The organism is Exiguobacterium sp. FD-YE-25-4, from assembly GCF_057004685.1.
In genome coordinates this window covers 2336347-2354337 of sequence record NZ_CM168041.1, presented here as the reverse complement: position 1 = coordinate 2354337, position 17991 = coordinate 2336347, and the positions used below count along the sequence as shown (strand labels likewise).

16 protein-coding genes are annotated in these 17991 nt (G+C 52.7%); 10 read left to right on the top strand and 6 right to left on the bottom strand.

What is annotated here, in order from left to right; all coding sequences use genetic code 11:
• Window positions 1-11: 11 nt before the first annotated feature.
• The 7 genes from AC13H5_RS12060 (at window position 12) to AC13H5_RS12030 (ending at window position 9273) form a co-directional block, all read left to right on the top strand.
• Entirely contained in the window at window positions 12-1202 is a 1191-nt protein-coding gene (locus AC13H5_RS12060) for a hypothetical protein (RefSeq protein ID WP_483545843.1), read from the top strand.
• Between the two features lie 130 nt (window positions 1203-1332).
• On the top strand, window positions 1333-2094 hold the full coding sequence (locus tag AC13H5_RS12055; RefSeq protein ID WP_058764481.1) for a YveK family protein: 762 nt from the start codon (window positions 1333-1335) through the stop codon (window positions 2092-2094).
• The gene (locus AC13H5_RS12050; protein ID WP_214796831.1) at window positions 2063-2764 is read left to right on the top strand and encodes a CpsD/CapB family tyrosine-protein kinase; all 702 of its coding nucleotides are present in this window, start codon (window positions 2063-2065) and stop codon (window positions 2762-2764) included. Before AC13H5_RS12055 ends, AC13H5_RS12050 begins: the two co-directional genes overlap by 32 nt.
• A 12-nt stretch (window positions 2765-2776) precedes the next feature.
• On the top strand, window positions 2777-4330 hold the full coding sequence (locus AC13H5_RS12045; RefSeq protein WP_483545842.1) for a lipopolysaccharide biosynthesis protein: 1554 nt from the start codon (window positions 2777-2779) through the stop codon (window positions 4328-4330).
• On the top strand, window positions 4330-4977 hold the full coding sequence (locus AC13H5_RS12040) for a sugar transferase (RefSeq protein WP_483545841.1): 648 nt from the start codon (window positions 4330-4332) through the stop codon (window positions 4975-4977). Before AC13H5_RS12045 ends, AC13H5_RS12040 begins: the two co-directional genes overlap by 1 nt.
• 138 nt (window positions 4978-5115) lie before the next feature.
• Complete coding sequence (locus AC13H5_RS12035; RefSeq protein ID WP_483545840.1) at window positions 5116-8490, top strand: Ig-like domain-containing protein; 3375 nt, start codon at window positions 5116-5118, stop codon at window positions 8488-8490.
• 138 nt (window positions 8491-8628) lie between these two features.
• Complete coding sequence (locus tag AC13H5_RS12030) at window positions 8629-9273, top strand: thioredoxin domain-containing protein (protein ID WP_483545839.1); 645 nt, start codon at window positions 8629-8631, stop codon at window positions 9271-9273.
• Between the two features lie 35 nt (window positions 9274-9308).
• Here the strand turns inward: AC13H5_RS12030 and AC13H5_RS12025 are convergent, their stop codons facing one another.
• The 4 genes from AC13H5_RS12025 to AC13H5_RS12010 form a co-directional block, all read right to left on the bottom strand.
• Window positions 9309-10160: a polysaccharide deacetylase family protein gene (locus AC13H5_RS12025; RefSeq protein WP_483545838.1), complete on the bottom strand. Its 852-nt coding sequence runs from the start codon at window positions 10158-10160 to the stop codon at window positions 9309-9311.
• Complete coding sequence (pgaD, locus tag AC13H5_RS12020) at window positions 10160-10639, bottom strand: poly-beta-1,6-N-acetyl-D-glucosamine biosynthesis protein PgaD (protein ID WP_483545837.1); 480 nt, start codon at window positions 10637-10639, stop codon at window positions 10160-10162. Before pgaD ends, AC13H5_RS12025 begins: the two co-directional genes overlap by 1 nt.
• Entirely contained in the window at window positions 10597-11856 is a 1260-nt protein-coding gene (gene pgaC, locus AC13H5_RS12015) for a poly-beta-1,6-N-acetyl-D-glucosamine synthase (RefSeq protein ID WP_483545836.1), read from the bottom strand. The genes pgaD and pgaC overlap by 43 nt, the downstream gene beginning before the upstream one ends.
• A 121-nt stretch (window positions 11857-11977) precedes the next feature.
• Window positions 11978-12223, bottom strand: coding sequence for a hypothetical protein (locus tag AC13H5_RS12010; RefSeq protein ID WP_034778963.1), 246 nt, complete (start codon window positions 12221-12223; stop codon window positions 11978-11980).
• 126 nt (window positions 12224-12349) lie between these two features.
• Here AC13H5_RS12010 and AC13H5_RS12005 point away from each other — a divergent pair, with 126 nt between their 5' ends.
• A complete protein-coding gene (locus tag AC13H5_RS12005) occupies window positions 12350-13591 on the top strand; it encodes a UDP-glucose dehydrogenase family protein (protein WP_214754142.1) in 1242 nt (413 codons plus the stop codon).
• 34 nt (window positions 13592-13625) lie between these two features.
• Here AC13H5_RS12005 and AC13H5_RS12000 read toward each other — a convergent pair whose 3' ends face one another.
• Window positions 13626-14099: a DinB family protein gene (locus AC13H5_RS12000; RefSeq protein ID WP_058764471.1), complete on the bottom strand. Its 474-nt coding sequence runs from the start codon at window positions 14097-14099 to the stop codon at window positions 13626-13628.
• 124 nt (window positions 14100-14223) lie between these two features.
• Between AC13H5_RS12000 and AC13H5_RS11995 the strand changes: the two genes are divergently transcribed.
• A complete protein-coding gene (locus AC13H5_RS11995; protein ID WP_034778957.1) occupies window positions 14224-14952 on the top strand; it encodes a DUF3784 domain-containing protein in 729 nt (242 codons plus the stop codon).
• Window positions 14949-15215, top strand: coding sequence for a hypothetical protein (locus AC13H5_RS11990; protein ID WP_058764467.1), 267 nt, complete (start codon window positions 14949-14951; stop codon window positions 15213-15215). Before AC13H5_RS11995 ends, AC13H5_RS11990 begins: the two co-directional genes overlap by 4 nt.
• A 31-nt stretch (window positions 15216-15246) precedes the next feature.
• Here AC13H5_RS11990 and AC13H5_RS11985 read toward each other — a convergent pair whose 3' ends face one another.
• Entirely contained in the window at window positions 15247-17955 is a 2709-nt protein-coding gene (locus AC13H5_RS11985) for an EAL domain-containing protein (RefSeq protein ID WP_483545835.1), read from the bottom strand.
• Window positions 17956-17991: the final 36 nt, after the last annotated feature.

Below are 17991 nucleotides of genomic sequence, written 5' to 3'. Positions count from 1 at the left end.
GAGGGAGACGCATGAAACTCGATACCGAGGTCGGCGTCGTCAAGTACTTGGTGTTGTTCTATTATCTGCTCGCGACGACCGTCTTTTACGCGCTCGCGATTTACGCGACCGGGAACGGCGTGTCGTACCATTTGTTCGGGGAAGGGGATGACGGCGTCTTCTACTGGGAACAGGCGATGAACGTGTTTTACGACTTGTCGTGGATCCGGACGTCAATCTATCCATGGGTCATCGGTAAGCTGATGCAGTTGATTGGCACCGAGAGTGTGTTCGCTATCCGGCTGTTCAACTTCGTCGGCATGGCGCTCCTTATCCACTTCGCCTTGAAACTCGTCGCTATCCAGCTCGCGACGGCAGAGCTCGGGGAAAAGGAAGAACGCATCCGCCACTACGCCTATCTATACGCGCTGTTCAGTTTCATCGCCTATATCAGCCTGTTCATCAACATCACGACATCGATTTACCGGGACGTCTGGATTTACATGCTCTATATCGCCGCTACGTATCTCGCGATCCGTTGGCTGTTCGAGAAGAATTGGACATACTTCTTGCTCTTGATTCCGACCGTCTGGCTGCTCGGTGAGTTCCGGACATATGCGCTTCTGTCGTTCGTCATGGCGACCGTCCTTTGGCTGTCACTTCAAGCGGTGCGTAAAATCGCCGGACCGTTTGTCATCCTGACGCTCGCCCTCGTCATCTTCGGCATCATCTATACGTTCTTCATGGACGTACAAGTGCCGATCGTCGACAAGACGCTCCGCTCGGCGCTCCAGTATCGCTCCGACGGGATCGGCTTCCTCGCCGGGGGCAGTCAGATGGGCATCCGGCTCGACGCATCAAACTACTTCGGTTTCTTAGTCAATTATGTGCACAGTTACCTCGGCAACCTCGTCGGCCCGCTCCCATGGGACGTACGCGGCCTCACCATCTTGCTCGTCTTCTTCATCGAGGCGTTGCCGATGACGCTCATCCTGTTGTTCCTTTGGTCACGACGCGCCTACGTCACGAAAGTGCAACAGTTCATCTTGATGCAGGCGTTCGTCTGGAACGGCTTGATCGCCATCACGAACGATAATATCGGGACCGCGCTGCGGCTCCGCGCCATCGCCTATCTGTTGATTTTGCTCGTCTTTGTCGTCGCCTATAGCCGACACCGGGCCGAACAAGCGAAACAGCCCGTTCCGCCTGTCGTTACGACGTAGACAAATCTTTCAAAAAAATGATAGGCATCTCCTTCCTGTTTGTATTTGACGGGAAGCGGGACGGGGAAATGGTCATTATCCAACAACGCATACAACTTTGAGTCGCACCAATGAAGGAGGTTAGGTTGCCGTGAAAGACATCAACGCATCGATTCGCGATATTTGGTTCATCCTGAAAACGAAGAAATGGGTCATCCTGTTCACCATGGTCCTAGTCGGGGGCATCGCCTATTCGCTCAGCCGTTACGTCATCCCACCGACGTACGAGGCATCGACCCAGATCCTCGTCGTGCCGAAACAAACGGGGACGGAGACGCTCGACAGTACGCAGATTCAATCGTCCCAAGGGCTCGTCAATACGTATCGAATCATCATGAAGAGTCCGATCATCTTGAACGAGGTGCGCGAGAATATCGCCAGCGCCCCGGAGAAACTCGAGGACCAAATCGTCATCGAGAGCGAGGAAAACTCGCAAGTCATCACCATCCGAGCAACGGCTGACTCGGCAGCGCTCGCGTCCACGATTGCGAACGAGCTCGGACGCGTCTTCTCGAACGAGGTACCGAAATTAATGAATATCGACAATACGCAAATCTTATCGCCGGCGTTCATCCCGGCCGAACCGGTCGAACCGAATATCCCACGAAACACGGCACTCGGTGTCTTGGTCGGTTTCATCTTGAGCAGCGGCATCGTGCTCATGCGTTACTTGTTCAACAAACAGATTCGTTCCGAGGCCGAGGCCGAAGCCATCCTTGGTATCCCGGTCATCGCGTCAATCCCGTTGTTTGATCGCCAAGTCGCGAAACCTGAGAAACGGAAGCCGCAGGAACCAAAAGTCGTAAAGGAGGGTGAACCGTATGTTCCGAAAACGCAACGAAAACTATCATAACCGGATGACAAAAAACTTGATCACCATTTACGAGCCGAAGTCACCGATCTCGGAGCAATATCGGACGCTCCGGACGAACCTCGAGTTCACGTCGCTCGGCTCGAAGCTGCAGACGCTGCTCATCACCTCGACGTCGATGGGGGAAGGCAAGTCGACGACCGCGAGCAACTTGGCCGTCGTCTACTCACAACTCGGCAAGCGCGTCCTACTCGTCGACTGTGACATGCGTCGCCCGACGATCCATCAAATCTTCCATATCGACTCACGGATCGGGCTCTCGAACGTGCTTGCCAAGCGCTCGACGGCCGAGGCGGCCATCCAACCGACCCAGCTCGACAACTTATACGTCATGGTCGCGGGCGTCGTCCCGCCGAACCCGTCGGAGTTACTGGCGGCCCCGGCGTTCCGGGAAATGCTCGATCATGTGAAGGACGACTTTGATATCATCCTGCTCGACGCACCGCCAATCATGCAGGTGGCAGACAGCCGGATTATTGCCCAGGAAGTCGACGGGGCGATCCTCGTCCTCAGCTGTGAATCGGCCGACCGGGACGAGGTCGTCAAAGCACGCGACCAGCTGCTCATGACCGGGGCGAAGATTCTCGGCATCGTCTTGAACCGCCGCGAGTCGCGTCAAGGCAAGGACGCCTACTACTATACGTATCAATGAGGAGGCTCTACCATGGCGACCAAATATGCCATCGAACCGGAACAGGCGAGTTCGAATCAAATCAAATACGGCGCCTTGGTCTCGTACGGATCGATCGGGTTCAACATCATCTCGGGGCTCCTCTACACGCCGTGGATGATCAGCAAGATTGGGCAAGGGGACTATGGGTTATACGTCCTGTCGTTCTCGATTATCGCCATCTTCGCGTTCAACCTCGGGCTCGAGGTCGTCGTCGCCCGTTTCCTCAGCAACTATCGGACGCACGGTGACCGTGCTGGAGAGATTCGCTTTCTCGGCATCGCCTATAAACTGTTCTTCTTCTTGACGCTCTTATTGACGGTCGTCCTCGTTGTCCTCTACTTCCTGCTCGACGTCATTTACGGCAATTTGAGCGCGAGTGACATGGAGAAGTTGAAAGTCATGTATCCGATTGTCGGTTTCTATATTTTGATCACGCTGCTCGCCAAACCGATCGACGCTGTCTTTATCGTCAACGAGCGTTTCATCCAGCTGAACACGTTGCTCTTCCTCGAGAAAATCCTAATCGTCAGCTTCACGATCGGGGCGCTCGTTATGGGTTATGGGGTTTATGCCCTCGTTGTAGTCAACGCGGCGATGATTTTGCTGATCAACTTGTGTAAGTTGCTGTACGTCTGGAAAGGAACGGACACGGAAATCGACTTCACCGCGTCGGGAAAAGGGATGTATCGTGAGATTTTCGTCTTCGCCTCATGGCAGACGACCGTGTCGGCGACGCAAAATTTCTTGATGCACATCATGCCGACCGTGCTCGTCATCTTCGCGAGTGGTGTCGCCGTCGCTATCTTCTCGATCGGGATGGTCATTGAAGGATACGTCCTGTTGATCGCCACGGCCGTCAACTCGCTGTTTTTGCCAAAAGTGACCCGGCTCAACCACTCGGGCGGTTTGAAAGATATCGAGAACTTGATGATTCGGGTCGGTCGCATCCAACTGTACGTCATCGGGCTCATCACGATGGTGTTCATCGCGATGGGCGCGGAGTTCATCCACTTCTGGGTCGGGGACGACTTCAAAGAGTCGTATGTCGTCGCGGCCTTGTTGATCGCGATGGGGATCATTACGCTACCGCAAGAGATTGCCAACATCCATCTCGTCGCGACGAACCAGGTCCGTTACCGGGCGTACGGGATGGTGATGTCGGCGGTGATCGCCTTGATCTTCTCGGCATTCCTGAGCGGTCCGTTCGGGGCGACGGGAGCGGCGCTGTCGGTCATGATTGGATACTTGAGCGGCAATACGCTGTTCATGAACATCATCTACGCGAAAGTGTTGAAGCTCGACGTGTTCCGATTTTTCCGAGAGTGTCATGTGAAGCTCGCCCCGGGATTACTGTTCGTTCTCGGACTCGGCTTCATCGTCCAATATCTGTTTCCAGCTGACACGTTGCTCGGCTTCGTCTTCAAAGGAATGGGACTCGTCCTCGCCTACGCCATCTTTATGTGGGTGTTCACGGTCGATGCATTCGAGAAAGACTTGGTCCGGTCGATGATCCCAAGCAAGCGATTCGGAAAGGGGGAAGTGTGATGGGGGTGTATGAGACGTACGTCAAACGGCCACAAGACGTGGTGCTCGCGTCGGCCGCGCTCGTCGTATTGAGTCCCGTCCTCGTGACGGTCGCGGGTCTCATCAAGTGGAAGCTCGGGGGACCGGTGCTGTTCAAACAGAAACGTCCCGGGAAGGACGGCGTCATCTTCGAGATGGTGAAGTTTCGGACGATGACCGATGAGCGGGATGAGCACGGCGAGCTGTTGCCGGACGAGGTGCGCTTGACCCCGTTCGGTCAGACGCTCCGGTCGCTCAGTCTCGATGAACTGCCCAGTTTGCTCAACATCGTCAAGGGCGACATCGCCATCGTCGGACCGCGTCCGTTGCTCGTTGAGTATTTACCGCGTTATAACAAGGAGCAGCGTCGACGACATGACGTCCGTCCTGGACTGACGGGCCTCGCGCAAGTGAACGGACGGAACCGGTTGTCGTGGCCCGATCGCTTCGCGCTCGACGTAAAGTACGTCGACAACGTCACGTTCTTCAATGACTGGAAGATCATCTTGCAGACGGTCGGGAAAGTCGTGAAGAAGGACGGCATCTCGTCTGATACAGCGGCGACGATGGAGGCGTTTATGGGGAATGAAACTAGGAGAGAACCTCAAAAAGAATTGCACTTGAGTTAGAAAAACTCGGGTTCAATTCTTTTTGTCGTTTTTTGTCATGCTGAATTCACCTGTTCTATAAAAGTGAAAAGATAAACATTTGAAGGAGGTGATATATTTTATAAGGATTTAATTCGAATAGAAAAAGGCGGCAAGAAAATGAGAATCATGAAATCGAAAATCGCTATGCTTACATTCATTATGTGTCTAGTGATTGGAACATTTTCGTTCTATCCAATGGGCGAAAGTGTACACGGAGCAACAACGTATAACATTGATCCTTTTAGCAAGGACAGTAAAGTAATCACCGGGAAAGCAGAGCCAAACACTCAAGTTCAGTTAAACGTGGACGGTCAATTAGTGAACCTCCAAACGAATACGACGGGGCAGTTTACGTATACCCTTACTAACAAAATGACGAGTTCGGAAATCCATTTGTATCAAATCACAAAAGAAGGTTATGCAGAATGGAAGTGGACGGCTTATGCTTCACAAGATGCATCCATTGTCGTTTACCCGGCGCAATATCTTGGGATTAACACAAGTAGCAACGAAATGAAATTTTCATCACGAGAAGATCATACGATTGTCGCTGTATATGATGGACGTTCTTACAGTGGTGTTGGTACCTTATCAATTCCAGTAAAAGCAGCAAAAGAAGTTAAATTTTATACACAGTTTAATAGCAATCGTAGCACTACGATGACTGTTCCAGACGTCAATGTAAAACCAAATTATCTTTATCAATCAAATCAATTTGGATTTGAGTCAGGTTATCTTTCTGGAAAAACTGTCCCTTATCTAAAGATGAATTTAGTAATCAATCAAGAAAAAGAAGTTGAATTTTCAGCTGATGAAAACGGAGAATTTAATCACTATATTTCGTTAACAGAACATGACGTGATTTCAGGATTCGAATATAAAATTTTAGAGCCTTTGACGGGTCGTGTATTAGTAGCTTCGACCAGTGTAAAACCATTTCAAGCCTCAGGAGATCATCCATTCTATTCTTTTGAAGAATTCGGTAGCAATACTTTAGACGGATATACGTTCCCGAATGCGGATCTCACAGTTGATGGACAACTGATTACTACATCAGATGAGCAAGGTAGATTTCTAACTTACGTGGAAGGTAATGAATCGCCGCTACGTACAATTGAAGTATCTAGAGATGAGAAAACGCTTGCTACATTCACGCGTGAAATGGCATTTGATTCAAGTCGATTTAAGTTTGAACTCACGAAGAAAATCACTTCTGAGCAAAATGAATTATCAGCGAAGACATATCCAAATCAAGCATTTGTATTACAGTATCAAAATCAGAATCATGGAGAATTGAAATCAACTTCAGACAATCAAGGGGATCTAAAGTTGATGTTGCCGAAATTTAATTCGGGTTCATATAACGTATATGTAATTCAGAAGAATGGGAATTGGCAACTCGTTAAAACGATTGAAGTAGAAGATGAACGTCCGTTACCGAATCCAATTATCAAAATGATTGATAATAGTCTTTCAATTTCAAGTGATTTTTCTACAACGGAGCAACTTAATGCAGAAGTCCAAATTGAGAAAAAAAATGGAGAGATCGAAGTTTATGTTGATTCGGTATCTTTCTCAGCGTTGCAAATTAATAATCTTGAGTTAGGCGATAAATATAAAGCAAGAGTATATATAAACGACAAACGTACTTCAGATTTTGTAGAGGGAACTTTTAAGCCTATTATAAAACCGGAATTTGAGAATTTTAATGAAGGGGAAAAGATAATCAAAGGTAAGACAGAACCAAACGCAACTATCGAAATAATAGAATATCAGTCTGTTATAAATAACTATCATTTTCCGATTCAACGGATTAAGGCAGATGGGGAAGGGAACTTTACTTTCACTAGAAAGTCTGGGGATAAGTTAACAGTTGCGTTTATTGTTAAAAGAGTGAATCAACTTGATTATGCCAAATTTGAAATTATTCCGAACGACATCACACCACCGAAATTCAGTTCGGGGTATACAAACAAGATTTCAGAAGATAGTCGCGTCATTGGATTGTATACAGATGACTTGTTGGAAAGTCTTAGTGTTTCGTATTTTTCAAATGGAAAATTGATTAAGAAAAAAGATATTGATGTAACTAAGCATGAACATTACAACGAGAAGCAATATATTATCACGTTTGAAAATATAGAAGATAAAACATTTAAAGAACTAGGAATCGATAAAATTATGGTAGAAGGTGAGAATGTTGCTGGATTAGTGGCTGAACCGACCACTTTCATCGTTAAAGACATCACGCTTCCTAATTTTAATGAAACGTATCCAATTCTATATGGAGATCAAACGGTAGAGGGTAAAACTGAACCATTTGCTAAAATTCAAATAGGAAGCGGCGGATTGGCAAAAAATACTACAGCGAATTCAGAAGGATATTTTAAAGTGAAGTTGGATTATCCATTATCTATATTCTTCAGTTACGTGAAAGTAATGATAACTGATTTAGCAGGAAATAAGAGTATGGCAAACTTGTATGCAATGGACCATCGTGTCGAAGATATACGAGTTAATAAAGATGGGTCTAAAATTTGGTTCGCTAACGACAATCGGAAGTTGTCTTATAGATATTATGATATCTATATAAATGGTCAAAAATGGACAGAAAATGAATTGAAATATGGCCAATATAGTAGTCTTATCCAAATGAATAAAAAGCTTTCATTCCCATTGGACATAAAACTCGTAATGAAAAATCCAGATGGCACGACTAAGTATGAGTTCTCAAAACGTTTGACTGGCCCATCTAAAGTAATCGCTCCAAATAAACTTGAATCTTCTAATAACAGAAAGAGTCTTACAGGATATGCAGACAAGTTCATTACAATCGATGTGTATGATACAGCTGGTAAAAAAGTTGGTACAAACCGTGCGAACAAAGATGGGAAGTTTGCGGTCGTCTTGTATCGCTATCCGGTAGCAAACGAAACACTTAAGGTTGTAGCCAAAGACGCATTCGGTGGAACTAAAACTTCGACGTTGAAAGTTAAGGATCGTGTAGCGCCGACGAAACCGACTGTCTCGACGCTCACAAACAAATCGACGTATGTGTCGGGGAAAGCCGAGAAAGGCGCGACCGTTTATATTACGTATAACGGTCGCACATACACGACGAAAGCATCGAGTGGCGGTTCATATCGCTATAACGTGAAGACGACGAAGCCAGGAGCGACCGTCTCGGCGCGCGCGAAAGACGCGGCCGGGAACATGTCGAGCACAGCATCGAGAAAAGTCCTCAACACGTTCCGGACGTTCAGCGTCAACTCGGTGAAGTCGACGTCTAACGTCATCACCGGGAAAGGGAACAAAGGGGCGACCGTCAAGGCGTATGTCGGGACGAAGCTCATCAGCAAGACCGCGAAAGTCGATTCGAAAGGAAACTACAGGCTGACGTTTTCACGCCAGAAACCAGGCGTGACCGTCACCGTGAAGATGACACAGAGCGGGTACCAAGAATTGAAAAAGACGACACGCGTCGTCAAATGAAGCGAGCGGGCCATAGGGTCCGCTCGTTTTCTTATGTGTCGTTTCTTATGATGAACTTCACGATAACGTCACTCGAGTCTGCCGGGCAGACATGGTATAACTAAATATGTGAATTGATGAGCAAATGGAGGTTTATACATGAAACGATTTTATCTACTATTCGTCGGACTCATCCTGATCCTCTCTGCCTGCAGTCAAAGTGAGGCCGTCGAATCGACGAAGCTGCATACATACACGAAGTACGAGCTCCCGCTCGAGGACAAGGTCGCGCTCGGGGAAGGCAAGCACGAGATTGTATTCGTCTTCGACTACAGCTGCCCGTGGTGCAAGAAGTGGATGGAAGAAGTACTGCCGGAGATTGAGGAGCGCTGGATTGAAACGGGCGAGGCGACGTTCAAAGGACAGCCGCTCGTCCTGTTGAACGAACAGTCGCAATTGCTCGCGAACGTGGACTATAACGTGGAACGGCTCATCCCGGACCGCTACTATGAGGTGCAGCGCGCCATCGGACTCGACTCCGGGTCTGACGGGTTCGGGACGGAAGACTACGCCCGAAAACTCGCGTCCGAGTTTAATCTCAATGCGGACGAATTGCTTGAGAACCATGTCGACATTGGCATCCAAAACTCGCGCCTGTTCACGCGTGACTTCGGCGTCGCCTATGTGCCGACGGTGTATGTCGACGGCATCCAGCTCGTGGACGCGTTCAGCTTAGACGAGATGAAACACGTCATGGATGGAACCATCGAGGCCGGTGATCAAGTCGAACTCCCCGAGAACTAAAACAACCCCTCGTCCGGCGACGAGGGGTTGCATCATCAATTCTCGAAATACGGTTTGACGAAGAACTCGAACAGTTCGGTGTCGAGCAAATACCGATTCATGTAAAACGGGTCGTTGTCCGGCGTGATCGGGTTTGGGCTCAAGATGAACGCCTGCTCAAAACCGAGGTCTTGTACCGTTTCGGTGACCGCATCGTTCGTGTTGCCGAACGGATAGGCGATCGTCGTGACGCGCGTCCCGAGCTCTGACTCGATGGCGGCGACACTCGTCTCCAAATCTTGCCGCAGCTCGTCTTGCCTGTCTTCCGGCAAGAACACGGCGCCTCCGTCTTCGACGTAATGCATGTCGTGCGTATGCGTCCCGAAGTCGGCGAGTCCACTGTCCTGCATATCCTTCAGCTCGGTCCACGGGGCGAGGTCCAAGTTTTGGAACGCCTCGCCGACGTGACCGGTGATGATGAACAGCGTGAACGGGATTTGTTTGTCTCGTAAAATCGGGAACGCGTTCTCGTAGACGGTATGATCGACGTCATCGAACGAGAGCCAGACACATTTGTCTGGAATCGGTTCACCGGCAAGGTAACGTGATAGGTCAGTTTGCGTCGCGAAATGGACGCCTTCGTCTTGGAGCCACGTCATCTGCTGCTCGAACTCGTCGGCGTAGACGTTATAGCGAACCAGTTCGGAGGCACCGGTCACGGACTCGACGAGCTTGTTCCATGCGTTCGGCTGTTTGACGCGGTGGTAATTGAGACCGAGACAGACGTTGTCTTTGGGGAGGAGCGCCGCGTCGGGCACTTCTTCATGTGTCGTCGAGGACACATCATATACTTTCCAGGCGATGCCCCCAATCAATAGGAGCGCGAATATCCATTTGAAGTAGCGCATCATTTCAACTCTTTCACCGGGTTTTTCTCGAAGACGATGACTTTATCGGACTGGAGGCGATGGATGTCCTCGGGCTCCATCAAGTCGAGGGCGAGCCAATCGTCGAGCGTTGTGTCTTTCGGCATCTGACGCCGGTTGAGCGGTCCATATTTCCGTTTGTTGTACGTCCGCCAAATGAACAAAAGGAGAGCGGCGACGAACGAGGAGACGAGCCCGAAGAAGAGCAGCTCGCGGATGTCGGCGTTCGTGACGTTCAAGGCGGTCTTGAGGATGGCTATATAGCGGTCGTTCACGTTCAGGACGGCGCTCAAGAAGAACCACGTGACGATGAACGTGTACAACCAGAACACGGCCGTGAGCAACAGCTCGATCCCTTTGCGGAACACGTTCTGTTTCGTCTTGACGAGAATCTCTTGCTCATAATCGTATAACTCACTTACAGGCTGCTTCTCCGTGTCCCCCGGTCTGGTGAAGTCCATGTCGCATAACCTCCTTTCACACGGGCCTTGATTGCTTTCGGCGTCGCCGCGATGACGACGAACGTGTTGAGCATCCAGTAAATGACCGGATACCAAGCGGCCCAGACGTAATATTTGAACACTTTATCGTAACGGGCGTCGTTCCAGAGCGAGATGATCAACTGGACGTGGCTGACGAGAACGAGCGCGAACGAGTTATAGGTAAACCAAATCAATAGATCTTGCATCGTGTCGGCCGTCACGAACAGGTACACTGTGACGATGAGCCAGGCGTATGCCCAGAGGACGCTGACGACCTGCTCGATATAGACGGGCCAAATCCGGCGCTGGCGCCAGTCTTTGAAGATGTCGAAGTGACGCAAGACGACTTCCTGTCCGCCTTGCGACCAGCGTACGCGCTGTTTCCAAATGCCGGAGATCGACTCGGGGACGAGCATCCAACAGAGGGCGCGCGGCTCATAGCGGATGTCCCAGAAGTTCTTTTGGAGCTTCCACGAGACGGCGATGTCTTCCGTGATCATGTCGCGGTCCCAGAGCCCGACCGACAGCAGTGCTTTCTTGCGGAACATGACGATGACGCCGGAGACGGTCATGATTTTCCCCATGACGCGCTGTGTGCGTTTAATCGAACCGATGATCGACGAGTATTCGACGAGCTGCATCCGGCTGAGGAGCGTGTCGCGGTTACGGATGCGCGGGTTTCCGGTGACGGCCCCGACGCGTTCGCCGCGGTTCAAGAAGTGACGGACGAGGTAGTACGGGGCCTCTTCGCTCAGGAACGCGTCCGAGTCGACGCAGAGCAAATACTCGGAGCGGGCGGCGTGGGCGGCCATATGTAACGCGTTCGCCTTGCCCCGGTTCTCGTGACAGTCGATGACGCGCAAGCGCTCGTACTCATCGGCGAGCCCGACGAGGATGTCACCGGTCTTGTCACGGCTGCCATCGTTGACGGCGATGATTTCAAAATTCGGATAGGTGAGGCGGTCCAAGTACTCGATCGTCTCGGCGATCGTCTCTTCTTCGTTATAACAAGGAATCAAGATGCTGATGAGCGGCCATTCCCGCTCGTTCAAGTTGAGTTCTTCCTCTTTCTCTCGCGTCAAGCTGAACAAGAGGGCGCCCGAGATCCAAAACAGCGCCATGAAGAACGGATACCAAAACACGAACTGGGCCAGTGGTTCGATCCAAGGTGCGATGTCGAGCCCGTAAAAAGTCATAATAGTCTCCCCTTATTTTCAAAAAAACAGTGCGATGCAAGTATGATAGCATCAAAAAAATACTTTCCCATCATTCTTAAAAAAGTTATGTGGCAACTGAAAAAAGCACTCGACGTCGCTGTCAAATGCTTTGTTGCTTGTTTTGTTTCTTTTGTCTGTCTTTGCGCCACTTCCAAACGAACAAACCGATGAGCGCGAGGACCGGGGCAGCGACCCATGGACGGGCTTCGATGATCGCGACGAGCTCGAAAATCGACAGCCAACCGCTGATCATGATCAAGATAAGCAGGAAAGTCTTGAGTCCACCTCGAATAGGAAACCAGTAGAACACGAACAGCGAAATCAAAAAGAAAGCGAGCAATCCCATGCGGTTATTCCTTTCTAGCCTCATTTTGACTCATTATAGCAGAGAATATTCACAGAGTGTTAGAGCCTTCCCTTGCTCGCCGCTTTTCGTTACTGTTAGGAGAAGACTATTGAAGGAGGAACTATCGTGAAATTTGGAATCATCGGCCTTGGCTATGTCGGACTGGCCACCCTGTGCGGACTGGCGAAAGCGGGGCATGAGGTCATCGGTGTCGAGAAAGATCAACCGAGACTGCTTCGTCTCATGAGCGGGGACGTCCCGTTCCACGAGCCGGGCATGGCAGACGTGTTACGTGACTATCCCGGCTCGATCACGTTCACAGACTCGATCGCCGACACAGAAACGGTCGACTACCTCATCCTTGCGGTCGGTACGCCGAGCAAGAGCGACGGCAGCTGTGACTTGACGTTCGTCGACGCGGCCTTGTCCGAGGTGAAGTCGAAACAAAAGATCATCATCCGCAGCACCGTGCCACCGGGGACGACCGACATGCTGTCGATCATGTACCCGGCTCACACGTTCGCCGTCGTCCCCGAGTTTCTCCAAGAAGGGCGCGCGCTCGCCGACGTGTTGAAACCGCACCGTGTCGTCATCGGCAGTGACAACCTTGAGATGTGCGAGGAACTCGCGGGCATCTATGGACGCCTCGGTGTCCCGCTCGTCTGCACGTCGCCGATTGACGCGGAGTTCATCAAATACGCCTCGAACGCGTTTCTCGCCACGAAAATCAGTTTCATCAACGACTTGGCGCGTCTCGCCGATAAGGCGGGAGCGGACATCACGACAATCGCCGATGGGATGGGTCTCGACCCGCGCATCGGACGTTCGTTCTTGAACGCCGGCCTCGGCTACGGGGGCTCGTGCTTCCCGAAAGACATGCACGCGCTCTTGAACGTCGCCCACGAGAACGAGCTCGACTTGCCGGTCATCAGTGCCGCCATGCACTCGAACGACGCCCAGATGGGTTACGTCGCCTCGAAAGTCGAGCACAAGAGCGGCCTCAAGGTCGCCTTCCTCGGTCTCGCCTTCAAACCGGGTACGGACGATATGCGTGACGCACCGTCGGTCACGCTCGCTCGCCACTTGGCACTGCGTGAAATCGACATCATCGGCTATGACCCACTCGCCAAGTGGGACTATCCACAAGCGATGACGGTCGAGGCGGCGCTCAAAGGAGCGGACGTCGCCATCCTCGTCACGGAATGGGACGAGCTCGTCAACTTGAAGCCGGAAGCGTTCGACGGGATGCGGGCAAAACGGTTGATCGACGCTCGTAACGCGTGGAAATATGCACGCGACCCGGGTACTGTCCAATACGAAGGGATTGGTCGGATGCAAAACAAGGCGAATACGCCGTCATCGATGTGACGAAAGGCGAGACCCCGCGGGGCCTCGCCTTTTTTCAGGCCTTCATCTGTTCTTTCGTCGGGCCCATGACGCCAGGGACCGTGAGTCCGGCTTGACGGAGGAGTACCGTCATCTGGCCGCGGTGGTGCGTCTGATGGTCGATCATCATGCGCAAGACGGCACCGCGCGGTTGCTTCGCGCCGTGGACGTCGACTTCTTCGAGCAGGTACTCGTCCGAGAACTGTTCGGCCGCCTTCGCGATCTCATCGGCGTAACGCGCATATTGATCGGCGATCAGTGCCGCGTCGGTCGGTTGTGTCAAACTCTTCAGGGCCGACAGCCGGAAGCCGAGCAAGTTCGTGAAATAACCGAGCGCGGTCGTCACGTGCCAACCGATCCAGCCGAGTGAGTTATGACCGGGAACGATCTCCTGGCCGAGCGCCTCGTCGGTGACGGCGCGAAGCACGTCGAGCGTGCCGGTCGAGGACTTGGTCCAATCTTGTAGAAAGTCTGCTTTTGTCCGATACATCGAATTCCTCCTTGAGCGTTCTGATTCCAGTATAAGATATCGTCCAAGTCATTGGCACGCCTTATGATTTTGAAACATTTGGTCCATTTTTCTCGTACACTATAGAAGAAAGGGGGACACCTCTATGTGGGGACTCGTCATTGCAGCACTCATTTTATTCTTGCTCGGATTTGCCGTCCATCGCTTGGGCTGGCATTTCCTCATCTCGGGATATAACACGATGAAGCGTGAGGACAAGGCGCGTGTGGACATCAAGGCGGTGGCACGATTGCTCGGCTTCATGTGTTACGGCATCGCAAGCATCTTTCTCGTCATCGCCGCCATCGACATGTCTGGTCTCGACATCCCGCTCGAGCCGTTCTTCCTGCTCATCGTCTTGCTCGTCGTCGTCACGCTTTGGCGCAGCCAAAAGTATGACGGGAATATTTTTGATGAGCGCGGGAAACTTCGTCCCGGCGGCAAAAAACGGCTCATCCCGCTCGTCCTCGTCTTGACGCTCATCTTGGGCTTTGTCGGAGGTCTCTTGTTCTGGTTCAACCAACCGACCGAGGTGACGTTCACCGACTCGGCGCTCGTCATCGAAGGCAGTTACGGGGAGACGGTGCCGTACGATGAAATCGAAACCGTCACGTTGACGTATCGGCCGAGTCTCGACCGCCGGACGAACGGTGCCGCCGTCGGCTCACGCTTGACCGGTCACTTCCGGACGACAGGCGGGGAAGATGTGCTCGTCTTTCTCGACCGAGATATCGAGGCCGCCGTTCGCATCGACTGGAGCGGCAAGCCGATCTACGTGAACGTGGAGTCGAACGAAGCGACGGAGGCGTTGTATGAGGAGGTACGATTGAAATGACCCAACCCTGGTACACACGGCATATGCCGTTCTTCTTCTTGACGTTTTTGTTCGCGCCGCTGACGTTACTGCTTCTCGTCTGGCGCTGGGAGAAGTTCGAGGGCCACGAGCGGGGCGTCAAGCTGTTCTTCGCCATCGGGATGACGGTGTTCATCGTGTTCGGGCTGTTGCCGCGCGGTTCGCTGCCCGTCATCTTGCCTGTCATCGGACTGTTGATCGCGTTGAAGCTCGTCTTTAATCTCCTCAAACGAAAAACCGGCTGACATGTGTCAGCCGGTCGAACGGGGCCCTCGCTTAGGCGAGACGGCCTCTTTTTTGATTCACCCACGCCTCGAACGCAATCGTGTCGAGGGCCGGGGCGTAGTAGTAACCTTGGCCAAGCTCGACGCCTTCGGCGAGGATGCGGTCCAAGTCTTGCTTCGTCTCGATCCCTTCGGCGAGCGAGGTCAGTTCTTGTTCGCTCGCGAATCGGGAGACGGCGCGGAGGAACGACGTGCTGTCCTTCGCTTTTCCGCTGACGTACATGCGGTCGATCTTCACTTCTTGGATCGGCAAGTGCCAGATCGCTTCGAACGAGGCGTAGCCGGTACCGAAATCGTCGATCGACAGGCAATAGCCGAGGTCGGCGATATCTTCGAGCCGCTCGAGCTCGTTCGTGTGTGACATGATGTCGGCCGACTCGGTCAGCTCGATTTTCAACCGGTCCGGGAGCCATGGATACGTCTCGACCAAGTCACGCAGCTTCGTGACGATCGACGGGTCGACGGAATGGGCCGACAAGTTGTACGACAACGAGATGTCGGCGAACGGGGTATCGCGCCAGGAAACGAGCTGTTGCACGACCAAGTCAAGGATCGAGTGCGATAACCAAAGGATTTGGTCGGACCGTTCGGCGATGCGGACGAACTCGTTCGGCGGCACATAGCCGATGTCCGGGTGCTGCCAGCGCGCGAGCGCCTCGGCCCCGACGACACGGCCCGTCTTCAACTCGACTTGCGGCTGATAGGAGACCGTGATATGGCCTTGTTCGATCGCCTCCGGGAGCGCCTGTTCGATCAAGGCGGCCCATTGGAGCTGGGCGAGGATGCTCGAGTCGTACCAGACGAACGGCGTGCGCGTCTCTTTGGCGTGTTGGAGCGCCTTCGTCGCCTCGAACAGGCAGTCGTTATAGTTCGACGTCGTATGCGTCGCCCCGATTTGAAGATGCACGGTCTGGCGTTTCTGGTTGATCAACAGCTCGGTCGGGAAGAGCTCCAGCAACTCGGTCTCGTCGACGTTACGGAGCCCTTTCACATACAGCATGAGCGTATCGTCACGGTAGCGGCCGAACAAGTGGTGTGCGTACTTCTCGAGCCGATCCTCGACGTGCCGGGCGAACTCGGTCATGAGCAGGTCGGCATACGTCGGGTCGTACCAGTCGACGAGGTGATGGAAGTCGTTCAGTTTGATCAACAGGAACGTACCGTCGATGTCTTGTTTCTCCCAAGCCCGCAGGAAGCCGTACTCGTTGTAGAGCTCGGTGGCGAGGTCGAAGCGGACGAGGCGGTCGACTTTGCGCTCACGCTCGACGCGCTCGGTCTCATCTTCGAGGATGAGGTAATACGTGAGCGTCTCGCCGCGCTTGAGCGGGATGATTTTGACGTTCAAGAAGCGGACGTGCTCACCTTTCAAGTGCAAGATGAACTGCGCGCTCGTCCCGTTCTCCGTCACCCCGGCGAGCGCCTCGCGCAACAGGCGGCGTCCCGTGTCGGTGAACAGTTGGTTGATCTCATACAAGTTGCGTTCCCCAAAGAACTGGCGGAACACATCGTTTCGTTCGATGAAGTCGTACGTGTCATCGATCAAGGCGATGGCGAGTCCCGTCTCGGAGAAGAGCGACGACCAGCGCTCGTGATACCGGAGCAGGTCGTCCGATTGTGTCTCGAGCGTGTGCACCGTCGAGTGGACGCTGACGGCGATCTCGCGGAGTTCGTCCTCGATGCCGCGGAAGTCATGATTCGGCGGGAACGATTCCGCGACCGGTTCCGTGCTCGGGTCGATGGCGAGGGCACGGGCCTTCAAGTGCGCCAAGTCGTGGGCATACATCTTGCGTGTGTAGCATAGGGCGAGCAGGAGCCCGGCCGACAACAGCATCGTGATGAGAAGGGCGGCGATGGCGAGCGTCCCGTAACGGTCACGCTCGGCCATGAGCGTGTCATCTGCCGTCGACCGCACGGTTTGAAGGGCGGCGTGTGAATCCTCATAAAAGCTCGTCCCGTTGACGTAACGGGCCTCGAGCGTCGAATTGGCGGCCGTCACCCGTCCGAGTGCGAGCGCACTCTCGATCAAGTCTTCGACCGATTTGGTTTTCAGCGACGGGTCGGTCGTGACGATGTCTTCGATCAACCGTGCCTCGTTCGCGATCGTCGAGACCTCGAAGTCGAGCTGGTCTCGGTCCGGCGTCTCGGCGAGCAGATTCGTCACACCTTCGACGAACGCCATCTGCATCCGCATGACGGCGTCGGTCAATTCATAGGCGGTGTTCGCCTGGGCGGTCCGCTCGAGACCTTGGTAGAGCCAGCGCCGATTGATCGACTCGATGACGTCGAACGGTACGGCCTCGAATCGGCTCGATCCGTCTTCGTTCAACGTGTCCTCGAGCTGTTCGGAGAAACGGAGCAGGGCGTCCCGTTCACGTTCATCGACCCCGGTCTCGAAGTCGTCGAGCAATTGAAGATTGTATTGGAGCGCCCGTTCACGGTACGGGGCCGACAACAAGGAGGTCGGTTGCTCGGAGTTCGTCTCGTACAGTTTGGCCGCGTGATGCAAGACGAGGTACGACTCGACCCCGGCCAAGTCAGAGGCATGATTCAAGTCGCGCACCGTTTCATCGACGGCGACGTGTTTTTCTTTCCAGTAATAGCTCAGTCCGAGCCCGAATAACAATACGCCGATGAGACAAGCGACGGCGAGGGCCATCGTGTAAGTTCGGTACGGAATTTTAGCGAATCGATTATTTCCCATCGGACACCTCCTTCTTTCTCTTCCCATTCTATCTTT

Coding starts and splice junctions, on each gene's coding strand:
- AC13H5_RS12060 (WP_483545843.1), top strand. CDS start 12: ATGAAACTCGATACCGAGGTCGGCGTCGTCAAGTACTTGGTGTTGTTC.
- AC13H5_RS12050 (WP_214796831.1), top strand. CDS start 2,063: ATGTTCCGAAAACGCAACGAAAACTATCATAACCGGATGACAAAAAAC.
- AC13H5_RS12045 (WP_483545842.1), top strand. CDS start 2,777: ATGGCGACCAAATATGCCATCGAACCGGAACAGGCGAGTTCGAATCAA.
- AC13H5_RS12040 (WP_483545841.1), top strand. CDS start 4,330: ATGGGGGTGTATGAGACGTACGTCAAACGGCCACAAGACGTGGTGCTC.
- AC13H5_RS12035 (WP_483545840.1), top strand. CDS start 5,116: ATGAGAATCATGAAATCGAAAATCGCTATGCTTACATTCATTATGTGT.
- AC13H5_RS12030 (WP_483545839.1), top strand. CDS start 8,629: ATGAAACGATTTTATCTACTATTCGTCGGACTCATCCTGATCCTCTCT.
- AC13H5_RS12025 (WP_483545838.1), bottom strand. CDS start 10,160: ATGCGCTACTTCAAATGGATATTCGCGCTCCTATTGATTGGGGGCATC.
- pgaD (WP_483545837.1), bottom strand. CDS start 10,639: ATGGACTTCACCAGACCGGGGGACACGGAGAAGCAGCCTGTAAGTGAG.
- pgaC (WP_483545836.1), bottom strand. CDS start 11,856: ATGACTTTTTACGGGCTCGACATCGCACCTTGGATCGAACCACTGGCC.
- AC13H5_RS12010 (WP_034778963.1), bottom strand. CDS start 12,223: ATGGGATTGCTCGCTTTCTTTTTGATTTCGCTGTTCGTGTTCTACTGG.
- AC13H5_RS12000 (WP_058764471.1), bottom strand. CDS start 14,099: ATGTATCGGACAAAAGCAGACTTTCTACAAGATTGGACCAAGTCCTCG.
- AC13H5_RS11995 (WP_034778957.1), top strand. CDS start 14,224: ATGTGGGGACTCGTCATTGCAGCACTCATTTTATTCTTGCTCGGATTT.
- AC13H5_RS11990 (WP_058764467.1), top strand. CDS start 14,949: ATGACCCAACCCTGGTACACACGGCATATGCCGTTCTTCTTCTTGACG.
- AC13H5_RS11985 (WP_483545835.1), bottom strand. CDS start 17,955: ATGGGAAATAATCGATTCGCTAAAATTCCGTACCGAACTTACACGATG.